The organism is Acidipila sp. EB88 (genome assembly GCF_003858395.1).
Taxonomy (GTDB): Bacteria; Acidobacteriota; Terriglobia; order Terriglobales; family Acidobacteriaceae; genus EB88.
On record NZ_QWEV01000001.1, the window covers coordinates 1 to 17,071 of the forward strand.

The 17,071-nt window shown below is 54.6% G+C and carries 13 protein-coding genes; 8 read left to right on the forward strand and 5 right to left on the reverse strand.

The genetic code is table 11. The features are described from left to right. Positions 1 to 269: 269 nt before the first annotated feature. The 5 genes from D1Y84_RS00005 to D1Y84_RS00025 all read right to left on the reverse strand — a co-directional run bounded on the left by D1Y84_RS00005 (position 270) and on the right by D1Y84_RS00025 (position 8,101). Positions 270 to 1,637 (reverse strand): dynamin family protein, encoded by a 1,368-nt coding sequence (locus D1Y84_RS00005; RefSeq protein WP_124846693.1) that lies wholly within the window; start codon positions 1,635 to 1,637, stop codon positions 270 to 272. A 5-nt stretch (positions 1,638 to 1,642) separates the two neighbouring features. Continuing rightward, positions 1,643 to 2,068 (reverse strand): hypothetical protein, encoded by a 426-nt coding sequence (locus D1Y84_RS00010; protein WP_124846694.1) that lies wholly within the window; start codon positions 2,066 to 2,068, stop codon positions 1,643 to 1,645. Beyond that, a complete protein-coding gene (locus tag D1Y84_RS00015) occupies positions 2,052 to 3,836 on the reverse strand; it encodes a dynamin family protein (protein WP_158615232.1) in 1,785 nt (594 codons plus the stop codon). Before D1Y84_RS00015 ends, D1Y84_RS00010 begins: the two co-directional genes overlap by 17 nt. After that, a complete protein-coding gene (locus D1Y84_RS00020) occupies positions 3,836 to 5,680 on the reverse strand; it encodes a dynamin family protein (protein WP_124846696.1) in 1,845 nt (614 codons plus the stop codon). Before D1Y84_RS00020 ends, D1Y84_RS00015 begins: the two co-directional genes overlap by 1 nt. A 1,395-nt stretch (positions 5,681 to 7,075) precedes the next feature. Beyond that, entirely contained in the window at positions 7,076 to 8,101 is a 1,026-nt protein-coding gene (locus D1Y84_RS00025) for a site-specific integrase (protein ID WP_124846697.1), read from the reverse strand. Positions 8,102 to 8,272: 171 nt separating this feature from the next. Between D1Y84_RS00025 and D1Y84_RS00030 the strand changes: the two genes are divergently transcribed. From D1Y84_RS00030 to D1Y84_RS00065, 8 genes are all read left to right on the forward strand, one after another. Beyond that, positions 8,273 to 8,857, forward strand: a complete 585-nt coding sequence (locus D1Y84_RS00030) for a hypothetical protein (protein ID WP_124846698.1) — start codon at positions 8,273 to 8,275, stop codon at positions 8,855 to 8,857. A 1,351-nt stretch (positions 8,858 to 10,208) separates the two neighbouring features. After that, positions 10,209 to 10,901, forward strand: a complete 693-nt coding sequence (locus D1Y84_RS00035; protein WP_124846699.1) for a ParA family protein — start codon at positions 10,209 to 10,211, stop codon at positions 10,899 to 10,901. Beyond that, positions 10,894 to 11,226: a hypothetical protein gene (locus D1Y84_RS00040; RefSeq protein ID WP_124846700.1), complete on the forward strand. Its 333-nt coding sequence runs from the start codon at positions 10,894 to 10,896 to the stop codon at positions 11,224 to 11,226. The genes D1Y84_RS00035 and D1Y84_RS00040 overlap by 8 nt, the downstream gene beginning before the upstream one ends. 616 nt (positions 11,227 to 11,842) lie before the next feature. Beyond that, complete coding sequence (locus D1Y84_RS00045) at positions 11,843 to 13,438, forward strand: replication initiator protein A (RefSeq protein WP_233580869.1); 1,596 nt, start codon at positions 11,843 to 11,845, stop codon at positions 13,436 to 13,438. Between the two features lie 1,238 nt (positions 13,439 to 14,676). Further along, entirely contained in the window at positions 14,677 to 15,456 is a 780-nt protein-coding gene (locus D1Y84_RS00050) for a hypothetical protein (protein ID WP_124846701.1), read from the forward strand. Continuing rightward, positions 15,456 to 15,998 carry a hypothetical protein gene (locus D1Y84_RS00055; RefSeq protein WP_124846702.1) on the forward strand — a complete coding sequence of 181 codons (543 nt, stop codon included), beginning with the start codon at positions 15,456 to 15,458 and terminating at the stop codon, positions 15,996 to 15,998. The genes D1Y84_RS00050 and D1Y84_RS00055 overlap by 1 nt, the downstream gene beginning before the upstream one ends. Positions 15,999 to 16,031: 33 nt before the next feature. Then, complete coding sequence (locus D1Y84_RS00060) at positions 16,032 to 16,415, forward strand: hypothetical protein (protein WP_124846703.1); 384 nt, start codon at positions 16,032 to 16,034, stop codon at positions 16,413 to 16,415. 288 nt (positions 16,416 to 16,703) lie between these two features. Beyond that, positions 16,704 to 17,069 (forward strand): hypothetical protein, encoded by a 366-nt coding sequence (locus D1Y84_RS00065; RefSeq protein ID WP_233580871.1) that lies wholly within the window; start codon positions 16,704 to 16,706, stop codon positions 17,067 to 17,069. The last annotated feature ends 2 nt before the right edge of the window (positions 17,070 to 17,071 follow it).

Below are 17,071 nucleotides of genomic sequence, written 5' to 3' on the forward strand. Positions count from 1 at the left end.
GCGCGGAGCGCCTCGGATAGCTCGGGCAGTAAGAAGACGACTTCGGCGTAACCCTTCGATAGATCAAATAGGCCCCATGCTCTCTCTCGAGAACTTGGACGCGAGTCGGCATCCAGCTCGACTTTGCTCGAGCTGATGCAAGAGTGAGTTGTAACGCTGACAAATTAGATTTCGATCTTCGGCAGCGGCCGTTAAGAGCGTATGTATTTCCTTAGCTAACAAAGGCAATGCTTCGGCGCAAAGATCGTTCGATTGCTGGCGTCGGTGAATCAGGCTCTGTTGCTTCTCCCGAAGAGAACGCTTGTCCCGTTCCAGCTCACCACGGCGTTGATCGAGCTCCCGCCCCGTTCGATCCAACTCCGCCCTTTTGCCCTTAAATAAAACAGGTTCGGTGCCGAAGAAGCCGGAGTTTTTGTATTCAGCCTGGGCCTCATACAGGCGAGCTCGCTGCTCATTGAGTGACTTTGGCGCAGCTCCCAAGAATCCCACTTAAACCGCATCTCTTCTTCGAGCGAGACTATAGATAGGGTGCTGTCTGCCGCCTCCTTAAGCGTGGACCGAATCTCTATTGGCAAGTGTTCAAAGAAGCAATCCTTCGCAAGGAGGACGGCGGCCACGGCGTTCCCTGTTCCAGAAAAGCGTTCAGCAGCGGACCTGAGGAGAGCAAACTCAGACTCCAGCGCCCCGTTTCTCGTGTTCAAGGAGTCAAGCTCCCGGACAATGACAAGCCGTTTCGCAGCTGAAGCTTTTAAAACCTTTCGCCACTCCTCAAAAGCTACGTATATGGCATAGCCATCCGCATTGCCATCAACCAGATCCGCAAGTTGGCCCTCGAGAGCAGCGAGAAGGGCACCTCGATTGCTTCGCCGCAGCATGTCTTGGTCAGAGGCTCGAAAGCTTTCAAGGGCCATTTTTGCAGAGATAGGTACTACCTGCTTCGGGCGTGAAATTAACCTGTCCACTCGCTGACAGATGGCCTCAATCGGATCCTCGTCTGGATCAAGCTCATCCGTCTGATTAAGCGCAATGAGAAGCTTGCATCTTTCAGGTAGCCTTTGGATTTGTTCCAGGTCGCTCTTGCTCATCGGCTGCAAGGCAGAGGTGACCCAGACCGCTACTCTCGCCCGCTTCAGGAATCTCTGCGTGCCCAAGGTGTGTGACTCGATGATCGAGTTCAACCCCGGCGTGTCGACCAGCGTTGCACGCTCGAGGATCGCTGCGTCGACACCAACCTCTATGTGCGACCACGACTCCCTAAGGGGAGCCAGAGATGAATCTCCCTCTGCTGAGATCTGGCTTAAGGAATCCATGTCCCCGAACCACGCGTGGCGACCCTCTTTGAAAGCCTGGATGGCGGGTTTACCCAGACGGGGAGCCCGCAAGAGGGTTACGACCGCCGTCGAAGGTAGTACATGCATGGCAAGTAGCGGACGCTGCAAAAGTGCATTCAGCAACGTAGACTTACCGGCGTTGAAGGCGCCTAAGACTACAACCAGAGGAGGCAAGAGGACGTCATCGGCGGCTGAGCGGATCAGGTCGGCCGTTTCACGTAACTCAGGAAGCTCCCCTAAACGATCAGCAGCGTGCCTGAGAGCTCGGCTTATGTGAGTAGCGGTCGCAGGAACCAGATTCTCCATTTCGGCTAAAAGATGAAGTCGGGAAAGTTGTAGTCGCTGCTATGCACGAGCGGATCCTCAAAATGCATTACAGTCTCGAACCCGCCGCCGTGCGGGATGCTGCTGCTTACCAGCACTCCTGCATTGTCGAGTAGGTCGTGGCCGCCATGCACATTTCCACTCAACGAGCCCAAAGGATGCATTTCTCCAGTGTAGAGCTGCGTGTGCCCGTGTCCATCCGGGATACTTCTCTCGACTACTTGCCCGTCTAGGGTCACGTCGTGGCCGCCCATTGCATTTGATCTCACGGTCTGGTGCAGACCATCAGCGGTAAACACGTCGATCTGATCCTGGAAATGAACGTCCGTCGAAGTGAGATGACCATTCTCGAAATATTCGGTAAGCAGACCTTCATGGATGGCTTGATGGATGTCGTTAAATTCGGAACTCATGTGAGACAGCGCCCTCCGCTCCTTGAACTCTTGAAATGATTCCTTGCAGTTCGTCTAAAATCTCTGCGTACTTGGGTTGTTGAAAGCTTGTCCATTGATCATCGAGCACCGACCTCGCGACAATCTCTCCTCTGGCGGCATGAACTTCTGCTTCTGCAAGCCTTCGGTACTGTTCTTCTGCAGCTGCTCCTAACGCCTGGAACTGCACGCGGATTGAATCCAGAACCGAGGAGCGAAATGCGTCGTGGCTCGCACAGAGCGCAGCACGTACACCGGGGATGAGTGTCTGTTTATCGCGTTCGGTAGACCCTTTCAGTAGCTTGTCTTGCAGGAATGGTAGTCCAACAAGACCGATGAGAGGAAACATTGCGAAACCGACTGCTTGAGCGGCGACCATGGCCAATCCCGCAATCGCACCGGCCTTGATCTGCGCAGAGGCAAACTCCGGCGGAACAGTCATTTCGATGGCTCCGGCCTGTTTATCGATGGATACAGCACCCAGTCGCAGGAGCGGCACTTCTGTGTGGAACTCGCGGCCTAGTGCGTCCGTGAGACCGCAATTGACTTGATGGAACAGCTTCTGAAGAACGGGCGTACGCGAATCCACCCACATCTTCAGACGGCGTTTCACGGTTAGTGGCACCTGACCTACTGCCTGACGAAAGTCGCGGCCCCCATAGTTTTGCAGCTGATCAAGGATTTCTTCTTCCATGGTTTCGCGGAGACAATCCATCGACTTTGCCGTCATCGCTAGCAGTTCTTCCTCGCGATCACGCAGCCAGATGGCCAGTCGTTGCACCTTCTTGAGGCGCTCTTCAAATACGTGCGAAAGCCTGCTCACTTCCAGTTGTAGTTGATCCTGCTTGAGCGTAGAGAGACGGAGTCGATCCTCTACTATGCCTCTGAGCCTGTTCACTATTGAGAGAAGGCGCGACCTGAATCGGTCGACGCGTTCTTCTGAGTGCTGACTCCTGTTGATTGTCTCTAAAAGCCATCGCTCTAATGATGCAAAGCCTGTGCCCTCATCGGAGCCACCAGATTGTGCCTCCTTGGCAGAGATCGCGATCACATCGCAGTTTTCGCCAACGCTTTCTCGAATTCTGCGACCGGCAAGTCGAACTGCGTCACCTCTTTCCTCAACCTCAAGAAGATCTATAAAATTTGCAAGAAAGAGAAGCCTCGAAACGTCAGCCTGCATGACTGTGGTCTGCAGGAAGTCCATCTCCGATTGCGTGACAGGGGTGGTGGAGTCTAGGAGAAAAAGCACGGCGTCGGCACGGGGGACATAGTGATACGTGACCTCCACCCTTTGCTTGTTTAGATCTGAAACCCCCGGAGTGTCCACGAAGACCGCTCCCGTTTCGAGCAAAGGATGTGGATAGCCGACGTCGACGAAGCTGATCCGTGACAGGTCGGCTTCGCTGCCGATGTACTGTTCCATCGCATCCTTGCTCCAGGGCAGTTCTTCTGGGGAGCCTTCGTTATAAAAGACCCGGACATAAGGCTCCCTGGCGTAGCGCAACACGGTGATGACCGATGTCGTCGGCAGTACTCCGACTGGAAGAGTTCTTATGCCAAACAAGGCGTTGAGAACTGAAGTCTTCCCGCGATTGAACTCTCCGAGAACAACAACTTTAAAAGGATCCTTCAGGTCCTCGGCCCACTCATTTAGTTCGCCCACCTCACTCAACGCGCCCAATGATCGCGCAATCACCTGTGCACGTGAAGCATTCTCAGCGAGGCTTTGCAAAGCTCCACTTTGCTTCACTATCGTCTACCTCGCTCCAGGCCGTGACGCACTTCACCTACACGAGTCTCAAGGGACTGTAACCTGGCATATTCTGAAGCGCGATCAGCTTCGGCTGCGCGGATCCGAGCAAGAGAAGCGGTGTGAACAGCCTTGAGGTCGGCCAATCGACCCTCGAAGCTGGCTTCCAGAGCCTGAATGACATCCGAGACCTTCATGGCCCACGCATGTTCGAATCGCTTGAGAGTGTTTGGAATCGTAGATCTGTAACGCTCCTCCAGGGATAAGCGTACTTTGGCCATCATCTCTTCTCTTCTTCTGTTCTCCAGCCAATCCAAAATGCGCCCCCCTCCGAACCAGCCAGTAGCGATGGCAAAAGGGAATGCGATTGGAATAAAGATCAGCCCCATAGCAGCGGCCCCGGCTCGAATCAGAAACTGGTGTTCGCCCGTCAGCAAAGGCTCTTCGAGAGTTTGTGCGATTTCGGAGGAACATTTAAAGCCAAATATCTCCGGTCCCAGGCCCGAGAGAATTAGAGCTTCGCTAATCTGCGCATGAGATGACTCTAGCGAGCTTCGCATTGCGGCTTCTTGCCAGTCGTTAAGCTTCACATGGAGCAATCTTTGGAGACTCGCAACTTCTTCCTCTATCCGCTGCTGGATCTGCTCGCTGCTCAATTCTTTGTAGCCCTGCCTCAAGACACCTATCGCGACGTCGGCCACTTTGTGAAGCTCGCCACGTAGCTTCAGGGCGATGTCCCTGCCTCCCTGCTCCAAATTCCTTCTGAGACGGGCTATCTCGGACGAGAAAGCTGTGGCACCCTCTTTCCACCGATGATTGGCTTCCGTCTCCGCCGCCAGCAGTCCGGGCAGGTCCGAACCTAGCAGCGTTTTGTGGCAGGTGAGAGGTCCTGTAATCAACTGCTCACAAAGGCGCAAGCCTTGCATGCGGGGCCTTGTCAGTTTGGAGTCCATTCTCTCAAAGAGTAGAAAGTGAGCTAGATCTTCCTCAAACGTCCTGAATCGAGCTTCCCACTCGAGATCTTCCTGTTGCTGCAACCGAGCGCGTAAGACTGCACGAGCGGATACTGAATACAGCTTGGCTCCTGGCGCAATCGAGGCCAGACGCTGCGAGATCACACTCGTCACTTCTTGAAGTTCCGATTCATTCAGCCTGTCTGAGTGGTTAAGCACGAAGAACAGCTTGCTGATATCAGCGCTTAGCACGCGATCACGGAGAAAGTTCATCTCAGTCTCTGTCAAAGCCTGCCTGGCCGATAGAAGAAAAACGACAGCATCTGAACGGGGGATGATGTCAAACGTGATCTGTTCCCTCATCGGGTCGAGGTCGTTGGTGCCAGGCGTATCTAACAGACGAACACCCTGGTGTTCAACACCAAAAGGGTGGCGAATGACCACCCTTTCAATTTTTTGCAACTGTGTTAGACGTTGTTGAAACTCTCGCCTCTCGCTGTCATCGTCTGCGGGTTCAACCGGTGCGATGAGGCTGTTAAACTCGGCTGCCGAGATAGAAGCTTCTTCGCTCCCATCACGATAACAAAGGAGAAATTCAGTTGCGCCACCATGAACGATTTCGGTCAGGACAGTAGTGGTCGGAGCTACGGAGGAAGGGAGAATCTTTGCCCCCATCAACGCGTTGATGAAGGTTGACTTGCCGCGCGAGAACTCCCCAACTACAGCGATCTGAAAATCGTCAGAATCCAAGTTGCTACGAATTGCGGAGAGAGCTTGTTGAATGCTCGCTGCATCAAGTTGAGCGGCCATCTCGGAAAGACTTTGGAGAAGAAATCGAATCCGTTCACGCTCCTCCGCAAAAAGAAGGAGATCCAGGTGCGATGTTTTCACTCAGCGACTCCTCTTCATGACTTTTAACAGATTTTTCTATTGTTCAGCGCGGATGAATGAAAATCGCTGCCAAGCTATTCAGTACCAATTGCAACTGCTATGCGTTTCTGTTCAAGATCAGCTCGAGGTTCATCCATGTACAGCAGGACGAACTGGTAAGGGCTCGCCAAGCTCTCCTGAAGCACGAAGGAGCACGCCGCTACGTTGTTCCTATGGGTGCAGAGAATAATGGCGCCGGGATTGTCGTCCGGGAATGCGCCTGAGCTACAGCCATGATTCGACCATACCTGCCCATTCGCCGATGGCCTGTCGGGTCAAGATCTACTGGATTCAGGTCGATCGACACGCATCGCTGCAGAAGGGATCCGTAGAGGACCAAGCCGACGTAACAATGTTTGGACTCGCGTACTTCTGGCACTCCCAGTCAGGGAAGTAAAATGCGCAGAGTTCCAGAAGGAACGCTTGCGACTCGGATGACCCAGTAACGCACTCTGAAGTTAGTGCTCGAATAGCCGTCAAATAGCCGGCTGCACCCGATTCCCTTCGGGCTTCAGGAGTGCGGCTGCCATCTCTCCCCCTAAGGTCAGTGATCGACGTCATCATTTGCTGCCACGGCGATCCTCCGCTCCGATCAAAGAAAGCGCTTGAACGTTCGTATCGGGGAGTGCCTTAGCAGTATCTTGATTTCTCGAGGCGGCACCGGCCAAACGTCACAGTGTGGCGCAGACGTTGCGCAGGTCATGGGACCGGAGCGGTCGATCCCGACTTCCCTAACCGCAGCAGTGAGGAACGCCCAGATGACCAGCCATTCATTTTTCCCTAACCTTATCGCCCTTGAGATGGAGCGCAGCAACGGTCGGCCTCCACCGTTCCCGCCGCTAGCCAGGCATGAATATCGTGCTTCAACCAAATAAATCTGCTAGGGTCCGGATCAGGCTCCCTCTTGGGGAAGGAGGCGATCACCCAGTTGCTCTCCCGTATCTGAGTATCTTCAACGATGAGTGGTGCCAAGGCCCTGCAATTCCCTCTCTGTTCTTTCCTCAGCCACGTCTCGCAAGCGGGCGCCGTCTGCCGGAGGTTCGGGATCTTGGTGAGGCTCGCGACGTCCCGGCCGATCCCAGCCACCCCGCCTCGCCTCGCCTCCTTAACCATCTTCCCGAACGACTGCGAGCCAGACGTTTGCAATCGAGGCGCTAGCGCTGCTCCAGAGTGGGCCAAGCTGCAGCATTCAACTCCCCATTCGCTTCCCTTCGGCAGTACCCAGACGGCATAGTGGCGACCTGCCCACTAGGCCTGCCTGGATACACAGAGAACAACTCCGGGCCGTAGTTTCGCGAAACATGAACAGTCCCACGCTTTGTTTTGGTCGCTTGATCATAGGTTCCCGGATGCCAGCTACAGCCCGAGCTTCCCCGCTGCGGTCTGCCGCAGTTTCTTGCCTTCGCGGATGTAGCGACGGACCATGGCGAGCGAGCGATGCCCGGTTTGCTGCATGATCTCGAGCTCGGTTGCGCCCTTGAGATACGCCTGGGTTGCGAAGCCGGCGCGCAGAGAATGGCCGCCATAGTGCTTCGCGGCCAACCCGGCCCGTTTGACCGAGCGCTGCACGATGACCCCGATCGAATCCTTATCGAGGGCCATCCCCACGTTGCCGTGGCGATCGACCCGGCGGAAGACCCGGCCCTCGGTGAGGTTGGCCCGCTCGAGCCAGCTTTTCAGCGCGCGGACCGGGCAGGTCTCGGGGTGTTGCCCAAGCGGGATCTCCACTTCCCTGCCCTCGCCCTCCTGGTCGGTCTTGGAGCGCTCGAGCCGGATCGTGATGCCGGTTTTGTGCCACTCGAGCTTGTCTATCGATAAGGTAGCCACTTCCGACCGGCGGAGCCCGCCTGAAAACCCAACCAGCAGCAACGCCCGGTCGCGGGCGGCAAGCAGTCCGCCCTCGAGATGATCGAGGACCCGGATGAGCTGGGTGACCGAGAGCGGCTCTTTTGCTTTCTGCGAGGTCCCGAGCGTCCGGCGGATGCCGTGCAGGGTGTCGGCGACCAGGCGATGCGAGAGGTTGGCTGGCGACGGGTGGTCGGCTTCCCCGTGGACCGCCGAGATCGCGGTCAATCGACGGGTGATGGTGGCAGGTTTGTGGGTCGCGCCGAGCGCGGCCAGGTAAAGGGCGACCGTCGCGGGTTCCGCCGGGAGCGACTGGAGGCCGTGCTCCCCGCACCATGCCGCGAAGTGCCGCCAGTCCGCGGCATAGGCGCGGCGGGTCGCCGGGGATTTGGCGGCTCGTACATACTGGTTGGCTGCCTCGGCCGTGCGCCAGAGGGGATCGTCCGGAGCCAGCTCCGGGAGAGAGGGCTTCGTGCCGGCGAGTGCGAACGGTGAAGAACGCAAATGCGAGGGTCGATCCAGGTCCACTTCGTCCATCGCGCACTCCCGTTCGGTAGGCCCTTTTCGGCCTCTCAGCCGACGATAGCACGCTGACCCCTGAGAAGTATCTCTTATCACGCATCAGAAATACACACCCCAGACACGCAATATTGGCAGGCCGGCCAACAATGAGGTAGCCTTGGGAGAGCTGATCTGGAGGGAGAAACCATGTCCCGGACCGTGTCCTGGCGGCATCGGGCCGGCGCGATCGCCGAGCGGGTGCGGCATTCTGTGACCGAAAGCTGGACCCGGCGCGATCTCGAGCGGGTCTTCGCGGTCCAGCGCGTCACCGCCCAATCCCTCATGCGCGCCATCGGCGAGGTCCAAAACATCGGCGGAACCTACCTGGTCTCCCGCGCCGCCCTGCTCCGCTACCTGGAAGCAGTCGACTCTGCGGACGACCTCACGGCTGCCCACCGCGAACGGCTCCTGTTCGCCGAACCTGTGCCTCGGCCGCGGTCGCTCAAGGTCGACCTCCCCGAGGACCTCCACGCCGTGATGCTCCGCGACCTTCCGCCTGAGATCCAGATCGAGCCCGGCCGGATCGAGATCCGCGGCGCCGATCCCGCTTCCCTGCTCCAGAACCTCTACCTGCTCGTACTGGCCCTGGAACAGGATCTCGGCTCCATCGAGGCCTCCCTTGAGGCGCCCCCTGTGCCCCGCCAGGTTCCGGAAGTAGACGAAATGCAGGAAATGTTCGAGCGATTGCGTCGCGATGAAAAGCGTCTAGCGAAACCTCAGATACAAGTGTAGGGGGCGCCACGTCGACTCACAGCCCGTGGCACTCCGTTCAATAGCTTGCAGGAACAACGCTTCCGTGTTGAGCTTTGGGGTGGGATGATAGCGCTTGGGTGATGTAAACCCCGCATCTTTATACCGGTAGCTAGTTGGTAGCTAGCGACTAGCTACCAACTACAAAGCTGATTATGATCACAAGCGCCAGCAGACTACCACGCTTCGCTTTTACCGGCCCTGTCGGCTCAGGTGCTGACAAAACTTGGATGCATCACGCTAGAGGTTAAGGCTCCTAAGCCGCACACAACTGGCACTTGGGACGCAGTTTGGTGACCACCTTCTCGAATGCAACGACTGTTTACCATTCGCTCAGCCACTATCCCATCGCTGTAATGCCGACATCGAGAACGTAAATGTGCGCAACAATTACTTGCGGCTCCTCAAGGTCTAACAGGTGCGATCTAAGCTAAACGAGTTCACTGTATGGGAAAGGAGCACCCTTCCTAGCTCCTATGCCCGCGCGGATGCCTTGCAGCCGCTGAAGTTGCTTGGATTAACCCCGTTTGCACACTATAGCAGGTACCTACCGAGTAGCAACTGGGTAGCTACTCGGTATCCCCCCATAGTTCAAGGTCCTCGCTGAACAATTTGACAAGTTGGGCGATGATAGTGGCTGCGAAAGTCTTCGACTGATGGAGCACGCAAATGACCCTATACTGCACAGCGCTACCCGGTAGCTATCGACTAGCTAACTTGTAGCTACCGCCGTAATAGCCGTTAAGCTGAGCAGCCTCACACCGTCCGTAGGAGGTGCTTCAAGCCGCATGCTCTTGGTATAACCGGCTGGGACTAAAACCCGAACCGCGACTGGCGGCCATGTGTAAGTAACTTTAGACAACCAAATGGTAGCTGGCAGTATGGCTACCACATAGCTACCGGATCGCTACCTGCTATCTACCTGCTAGCTAGCAGGTAGGTAGCAGTTCATGACTGAAGGCTAGGGAGGCAGATCGCATGCTTATCACATTGACAGGGCCTCAACATACAAGAAACCTTCGAGTTTCGACAGCGGCTAAATGGGGTGGCTTGAACCGGAAGTCACATCTGAAGACTGTTTTACATGGTCAGTTGTTCATGACGGCCACTTGGTATCCTTTGGGTACCCGGTATCTAGCTGATACTCCGAGGGAAGGGGCCGCCGGATCTGCTCCCTAGGATATTCTCCTTTTTTTTGCAGATGACTTCTGCTTTTCCAGCCGCCCTGGGGTAAACTAGCTACTCGCTAGCTAGTGGGTAGCTACCATTTACTTGCGGATTGCTGTCTGACGGCTGGGACGCTGGTCAGGCTGCCCGAAATTGTGAGGGTTGCATGCAAGTCATAGTTTTCGCATCGAGCAAGGGCGGGGTAGGGAAAACCACCTCAGCGCTGACGCTCTCGTCAGTCCTGACACATCATGGCGCGCAAACGACGTTGATAGATGCTGATCCGAATGCGCCGTTAGCAGTTTGGGCTAAGCGTTTTCCCGATTCTGTCCCTCAGGGTCTCACCGTCAAAACGGCTTTCAGAACAGATGTCGCTGACATCATCGATTCTGCTGCGGACCCCTACGTGATAGTGGATCTTGAGGGCAGTCGCAACGAAGAGGTGTCTGTTGCTATAGGACGAGCTGATCTCGTGCTCATACCCATGAAGGGTAACCGGCTGGACGCGGACGAAGCCGTCAACGTGATCAAGGTGATTCGAAAACAAGAGTCGATCTTCCGGCGAGCCATCCCTTTTCGCGTTTTTTTGTCTCAGACTTCGCCGGTAATTGTGGATAGGGGAATGAGGGACATCTGCAAACAGATGAGAGAGAACGGCATCCCTATGTTGAAGACGGGTATGGTGGAGCGAGCCGCGTTCAAAGCACCATTCGCTCTGGGCGGCAGCATCTATGACCTGAATGAACGCGAAGCTAAGAACCCCTTAGCAGCCATTACGAACGCAGAAACATTCGCGCAAGAGATCAGAGACATCCTGATCGGAACCAACGTCAGGGCGGAGGTCACCACACATGCCTGAGGCACGTCCACCTATAAAGCTCGACTTCACCAGCGGGCTTGATCAACTTCCGGCTCGTCCGAAGATGGACGCCGCAAGCACCCAAGCATCGGTCATCGCGGGACGCGAGTTCGGATTCGAAGGACGTCATCTTGAGAAGTTGGACGGAAGGCGTCTCAGAAGCCGTGGCGCCAACATTCAGTTGAACTTGAAGGTCACAGAGGAAGAAAAACAGCGTATCATCGTTGCGGCTTCTAAGCTCATCCAGGATCCTAGCAGCCCTATTAAGAATCTTGGTGAGTTCGTCGTCTTTGCCGTCGATTCTTTGAAGACCCCGCAGTCATAGCCCCCAAGATCGCCGATTGCTCACGGTAGCACCGCAGCTGGCTGGAAAAACAGCATCGCTCTAAGATGGGATAACTCCTTCTGCGTCGGCCGCTTGGCAGAAGCGATGTAGGTTGAGTCCACTATTTTCCAGCCAACTGCGGGCTGCTCGTCTTCCGTAGTCCACTTCCAGCCAGCTGCGGGGCTCCGAAATAATCAATTTCCAGCGAACTGCGGTCGCGGGTCCACGCAGCGTGTGCGCGAGCAATTCCTTTTCCACTGCGCTGCGGGAACAGCTTTTGACGAGTGGTTTTCCAGCCAACTGCGGGCACACGAGGGTTGAACTGGTCATTATTGTCTGGGCTCAAGTCCTCGCTTTATCTTTATTCACCAAAAGGGCCTACCTCTCTTAGCTTCCGCATCGGGCTGGAAGGATTACCCGCAGTAGGCTGGCAGTATTCCCGCACCCGATTGGAAATTATCCCGCAGCTGGTTGGACATGAGTTCCGCAGTTGGTTGGGATGAACTCCGCAGTCGGCTGGAAAAAACCCCGCAGTCGGCTGGAAAAAAGATGAGGATAACGACCTTGTGAGCGCGGTCATGGCCATTTCCAGAGTTCCTAGGCTGCTTTACAGATTTTGTTTTTAGAGGAACATTACAAACAACAGTTCTCCAATAACGGGGTATTCATGGCGCCAAGGAAGTCCTTCCTCGAACCTACGCTGATCACCCAACCTGATGCTGTTGACCTGATTCGATTTGAGAAGAACTTGCTCCAGATAGGATTTTTCGGGGCGCACGAGAGGCGCGGCAAGCAGCTAAGTTCAAGCAGACGAATCGAGCAGTGGGTTAACCGTGCTGGCAAGAAAATAAAGGTTTCGGCAGAATTCCGTTCGTCAGAGTTGCTCGGCTTACCGTCGACATCCGACAGAGACAAGTACATGGGCTTCATGAAGTTGCTCATGGACATGAAGCTGAAAAGCGGGCTGATCCAGAATCCAATCCGTTTCTCCGGCTACACTCTGCTGAAAGTGCTCGGGCAGTGCGACTCAGGAGAAAACTATGAAGCGATTAACTCTTGGGGCCAGCGCATGGCAGACACAACGATCACTTCGGAACAGGTGATTTATTCATCTGCGCGAAAGCGGTACATGAACAAAACAGTTCATGTATTTCGCAGCTTCACGCGGGTAGGCTCGAGCAATCTGGATGGAACCGACAAAGTAGAGACATACGAAGTGGAGCTTGAAGACTGGCTGCTCGAGAACTTGAATGAATCGTTTGTGGTCCCCGAAGATTTCAACATGTACCGCAAATTGCTCCGGCCCACTGCAAAGGGCATCTTCGTCTACCTATACCTGTGGTTCTTTGCAAGTAAAGGTAAAGAGGTAGAGAAGGATTATTCTGAATTATGTGCACTCTTGAATGTCCGCGCTTATGACCATGTGTCGAAGATCCGAGAGACGATGGGTTTATCGCTCGAGGATCTGGTAGGCATCGGCTACCTAAAAAGTTGGGACATAAAGCCGATGTCGTCGAAGGCTGGCTACAAGTTGATTTTGACCCCTGGGGCCTCCATGAAGGAAGTCCTTGCACTTACACAGCGTAGACAATTGGCCCTCGGCGTCACTCCGGCTGATGAGTCGCTTTCAGGGCCACGCGAGGTGGCCAAGGCTGCTCTTGTAGAGCAAGGAGTGAGCATGCCAAAGGCCACAGAGCTAGCCAAAAAGTACGAACCGGGAAGCCTGCTTGACTATATCGACTATGTGACGTGCCAAGTCGAAGCGGACCGATCCAACAAGATCAAGAATCCACCCGGTTACCTCATCACCTTCATAGAAGGTGAGCAAAAAGTCCCGCCATCATTCCGGACTAAGCGTCAGAGGCAGATCGATGATGAGACCGATCGCGACATAGAGGCTCTACGTGCGGCGGAGCAAGCTCGTGAATTCGCCGAGTTCGAGTTGAAGGATGCATACCGCAAATGGTGCTTATCCCAGGCGGAGGAATTCATCGCAAAGGACCTCGAAGGTGAGTTGCTGTCCAAACGGCTACGTAATCTTTCCAGTCAACTGCGGAAGAATCCAACCGAAGCTGCGAGGCTTGACAGGCTGCCTTCTGCGCTACGCAGTAAGGAATTGATGAGCGTGCTAAAGAAGGAAATTGTTAAGGAACTTGCTCTGCTGCCCTTCGAAGATTGGGTTAAGGCCAACACTCAAGGCCTTCTTTTCTGAACGACAATACAAGATAAAAGGTGTGCTCGGCACCGACCGCAGGACGTGGTTAAATTGCCACATAAGAACCGCAGGTGACTCTTTTCACTTGCGCCGACTAGTGTCGCAAAACCGTTCTCAGATGAGGGTCGCTTCAAAAGAGAGTCGCAGCATGATTTCAGCGCACGTAACAAGCCTTCCAGCAAGCAGAGCATTAATCAAATGATTTGGGGTCAGATAGCAGTCGAGCTTTGTGTCTAGTTTCGGCTTAGGTTGATTGTGTTCGAGACCGCTCACCAGCATCCGCAGCTAGAAGGCGGTTGCCTAGATCAGCACGCCCGACTTCGTGCGATATCCGTGTTGTCCCGCTGAGAAGGGAAGTAAACCCTCCCAATCACCGAACCTTCGTAGACAGCTTTTGGATCCTCATGCAGTTGGTCGGTTTCGCTGGCCGACCCGCAGCGGTGCCCGATAAGTCAAACCAGAGAAGCCGAACCTGCCGGGCTAGCCCAAGGAGAACACGCAGTGAACACAGCGCATGGTCGCCACTCTGTTTTTCTGCGGCTATTTTTGGGCCCCAGAGAGCTGGGCAATCAACATCTGCAGCACCTTGGTACGAGAAGTTAACTACGACTCGTTCTTAGGCGCGCCTTTTGGCACGCACACAACCTGCGCCTCGGTCGGCGCTACGTTCAGATCTGTTCGTTAACCTGCTCAAAATGCGGCGTCACGCGCCAGTCTTTTCTGGTCACCGCTCGCGCCTAACAGCGAGGTTGCAGTAACGTAAAAATGAGATGGCCGGATGTCCTGCGCCGCGGCCTCTCGCCACCTCTGTGTGTTGCCGACCTAGACGCCCGCCCCCACCCGCCATTAGGTTCGCCATCCGTTTAGCCTTAGGTTCAGAGATGAACCGTTACCGATGGTGGACGTACATGATGTTGTAAAGGTTCGAAGAAGATTTAGAATAGCAATCTTCCGTTTGACGAGACGGTTACTATTGCGCCATACATACTTTCAAAGTCAGATGGCTAGAAGTGCAGCCCGAGCCATTTCGCTCCCAGACTGGAGTACTGCCACCATGATGAAGTTGCTTCGTGCTTTAGCGTTTTCAGTTGCCGTTGCTGTGATCTCAACCCCCGCTTTCCCGGCAGCGCCCGGGGGCACGAACCCGCCTCCACAGAGCAAGGTTGTACCATTCACTACCGTTACCATCATCCAACTGGTCCTCTCAATTTGGGAAATCAGATGAGGGCGGCCTCGTGAACATCACGCCCTTCGAGAATGCCTTGTGGGCTAGCGGATTCGGGGCCAATGTCGTTCTTTTGTGTCTTTTGCTGGTGCAGAAGGAACGAGCCAAGCCCTTCCCGTTCTTCATGATCTATATGGCCTACGAGATCATCGAAACATTAACCCTGTTCTGGGTCTCGAGAGCTTTTAGCTCACATGCCTACTTTATTTGGTATTGGGCTTTCGCCCCTTTGGATTACATCTTCCAGCTAGGGATCATCTACGACCTGGCGCGTGATGTTCTCCGGCCAACCGGTACCTGGATCCACGATGCTCGGAAGGCTTTTCTCCTGTGGTCCCTCACGGGTCTGCTTCTTGCCACGGTCCTTGCACTAGCTATGACTCCCCCAAATCGACACGGACTGACTCTTTGGTCTGCACGATCGTCACTGCTTACCTCCCTGCTGACTTGTGAAGTATTCCTGGCAATGTCTGCGTCGGCCAGCCGCCTTGGTTTACAGTGGAATTTAGATGTCATGGCCATCGGTCGAGGTTTCACTGTGTGGGCTCTTGTTGGTCTTGCTGCCGATGTCGCGCACTTCGCAACCGGCTGGAGCCGTACTACGCGTGTGTTCGACGAAATTCGAAATGTGACGTTTCTTGGGGCGTTAATCTTCTGGACGATCAACTTTGCATTGCCAGAACGTCGCAGATCCCCGATAGCGCCCGAGATGCGGGCTTACCTCGCAGCCTTGCACCAGCAAGTACAGTACGAAATGGAAACGTTAAGATCGGCGGGTAAGCATTCATAATGACGCACGCGTTGATGGTTGGACTGCTCGTTTCTTTCGTGTTCTTTATAGCCATCGGACTTTGGAATACACGCGCACGTTCCGTGCGGCAGTTGCCGATGGAAAACTGGAGCCAGCTTGCCGCCAAGTTGAAACCAGTCGATCGCAAAGGCATCACTGTTCTCGCGCTCGATTATCTTCACTTCTCCAGCGACGAAATAACACGCAGCGATGAAGATATTTGGAAACTCGTAGGCGGCGTCGAAGGGCTTGCTCGGATGCGAGACAATGCAGATGTGCTGATCGCGATGGCCTACTATGCTTGCAAATGGGATAGCGACGAGAGCATTGCTGTGGCAGAACGCATGCGCAGAGATGGCATTGCGCTGAAGCGAGCAGTCGTAGCTCTGGGGCTGCGAAAGATCTGTGGATATGGCAGGGCCGGCGTTTCGGATTACGTGCAAGAGGCTGCAATGTCGTACTACTTGATGATGAAACGCCTTCTGCGACTTTACGAGCGAAGTAATAACTCGATGTACAAAACTTTGACTAAGACGGTTTGAAGCCAAGAGAGTCGGTACCGCATAGGCACCCTCATGAACATTCCTGCAACCGAGCAGGGATGTTTAAGTCAAGAGAGCGAACTGCATAAAACCATGCAAGACGAAGAGAAGTTGATTAGCTATAAAACACGGATTATGGCTGACGTAGACCGGAAGCTCCGTGACCGAATTTCGCGGCGCGGTGAGTTGGTGAAGCTCATCGTACTCATCCTGCGTACGGTGGATCTTTCGACGATGCCGCTTCTTGAAATTAGTTCTGATATTCAGGACCTGGCAGCGACTTCGGTAATGCTGCCTGCTGCTTTACACAAAAAGTTAAGAGAAGTTGCGGCGCGCCGGCATAGTTCAATGAATGTGCTGATGAACAGTGCCATCTGGTTCTATACAACCGATAAAACATTCAAAAAGAAGAAGTAACTCTAGACCACCTCGATTGCTTGAAGGCACTGTTCGTCGAGTTCAGTAAGACACCCTAGCCGTTGCCCGCTCTCAGCCTCGTCACTGTTTTTGTGGAAATATGCATTTCGCGTGACATCTAAATGTCACCAATGGTATACAAAACCAATCGCCAGCGAAGCAGCATCACTGGTGCAATCTACACCCCGTTGGCCCTTAAAGTGACATTTAAATGCCACTTTAACTTGTATCTTTAAAGACGTTAACCGTCGTTCATCTACTTCGAACCAACAACAAAAGGAGCGCAAGTTGAACAAGAAAATGCGATGCGAGATTGCGACCATCACATCAGGGACCTTCACCAAGCAACAGGCTAGGCTTTTTGCACGTGCTGTAGCACCTGCCGTTTGCGTTATGGCGTTTTCAACTGCCGCCCACGCACAGGGAACGATTGATTTCTCAGGCGCAACCACGTTCATGACCACCATCAAGAACTTTGCGCTGCTCGGCGGCTCGCTGATGTGCCTCGTGTGCCTCGTCTTTGCGGTGTTCAAGTTCATGGCCCGCGACATGACCGAGGGATTTGCGGCGCTATTCGGTGTGCTGATCGGCGGCGCCTGCATCGGCTGGGGCGCTGGTTGGATCGGTTCGGCTACCGGCCAGGCTGTTCAGTAGCG

What these genes read in the sequence shown, in the direction of transcription:
- D1Y84_RS00005 (WP_124846693.1), bottom strand. Translation starts at nt 1,637, where the DNA reads ATGGAGAATCTGGTTCCTGCGACCGCTACTCACATAAGCCGAGCTCTC.
- D1Y84_RS00010 (WP_124846694.1), bottom strand. Translation starts at nt 2,068, where the DNA reads ATGAGTTCCGAATTTAACGACATCCATCAAGCCATCCATGAAGGTCTG.
- D1Y84_RS00025 (WP_124846697.1), bottom strand. Translation starts at nt 8,101, where the DNA reads ATGGACGAAGTGGACCTGGATCGACCCTCGCATTTGCGTTCTTCACCG.
- D1Y84_RS00030 (WP_124846698.1), top strand. Translation starts at nt 8,273, where the DNA reads ATGTCCCGGACCGTGTCCTGGCGGCATCGGGCCGGCGCGATCGCCGAG.
- D1Y84_RS00035 (WP_124846699.1), top strand. Translation starts at nt 10,209, where the DNA reads ATGCAAGTCATAGTTTTCGCATCGAGCAAGGGCGGGGTAGGGAAAACC.
- D1Y84_RS00040 (WP_124846700.1), top strand. Translation starts at nt 10,894, where the DNA reads ATGCCTGAGGCACGTCCACCTATAAAGCTCGACTTCACCAGCGGGCTT.
- D1Y84_RS00055 (WP_124846702.1), top strand. Translation starts at nt 15,456, where the DNA reads ATGACGCACGCGTTGATGGTTGGACTGCTCGTTTCTTTCGTGTTCTTT.
- D1Y84_RS00060 (WP_124846703.1), top strand. Translation starts at nt 16,032, where the DNA reads ATGAACATTCCTGCAACCGAGCAGGGATGTTTAAGTCAAGAGAGCGAA.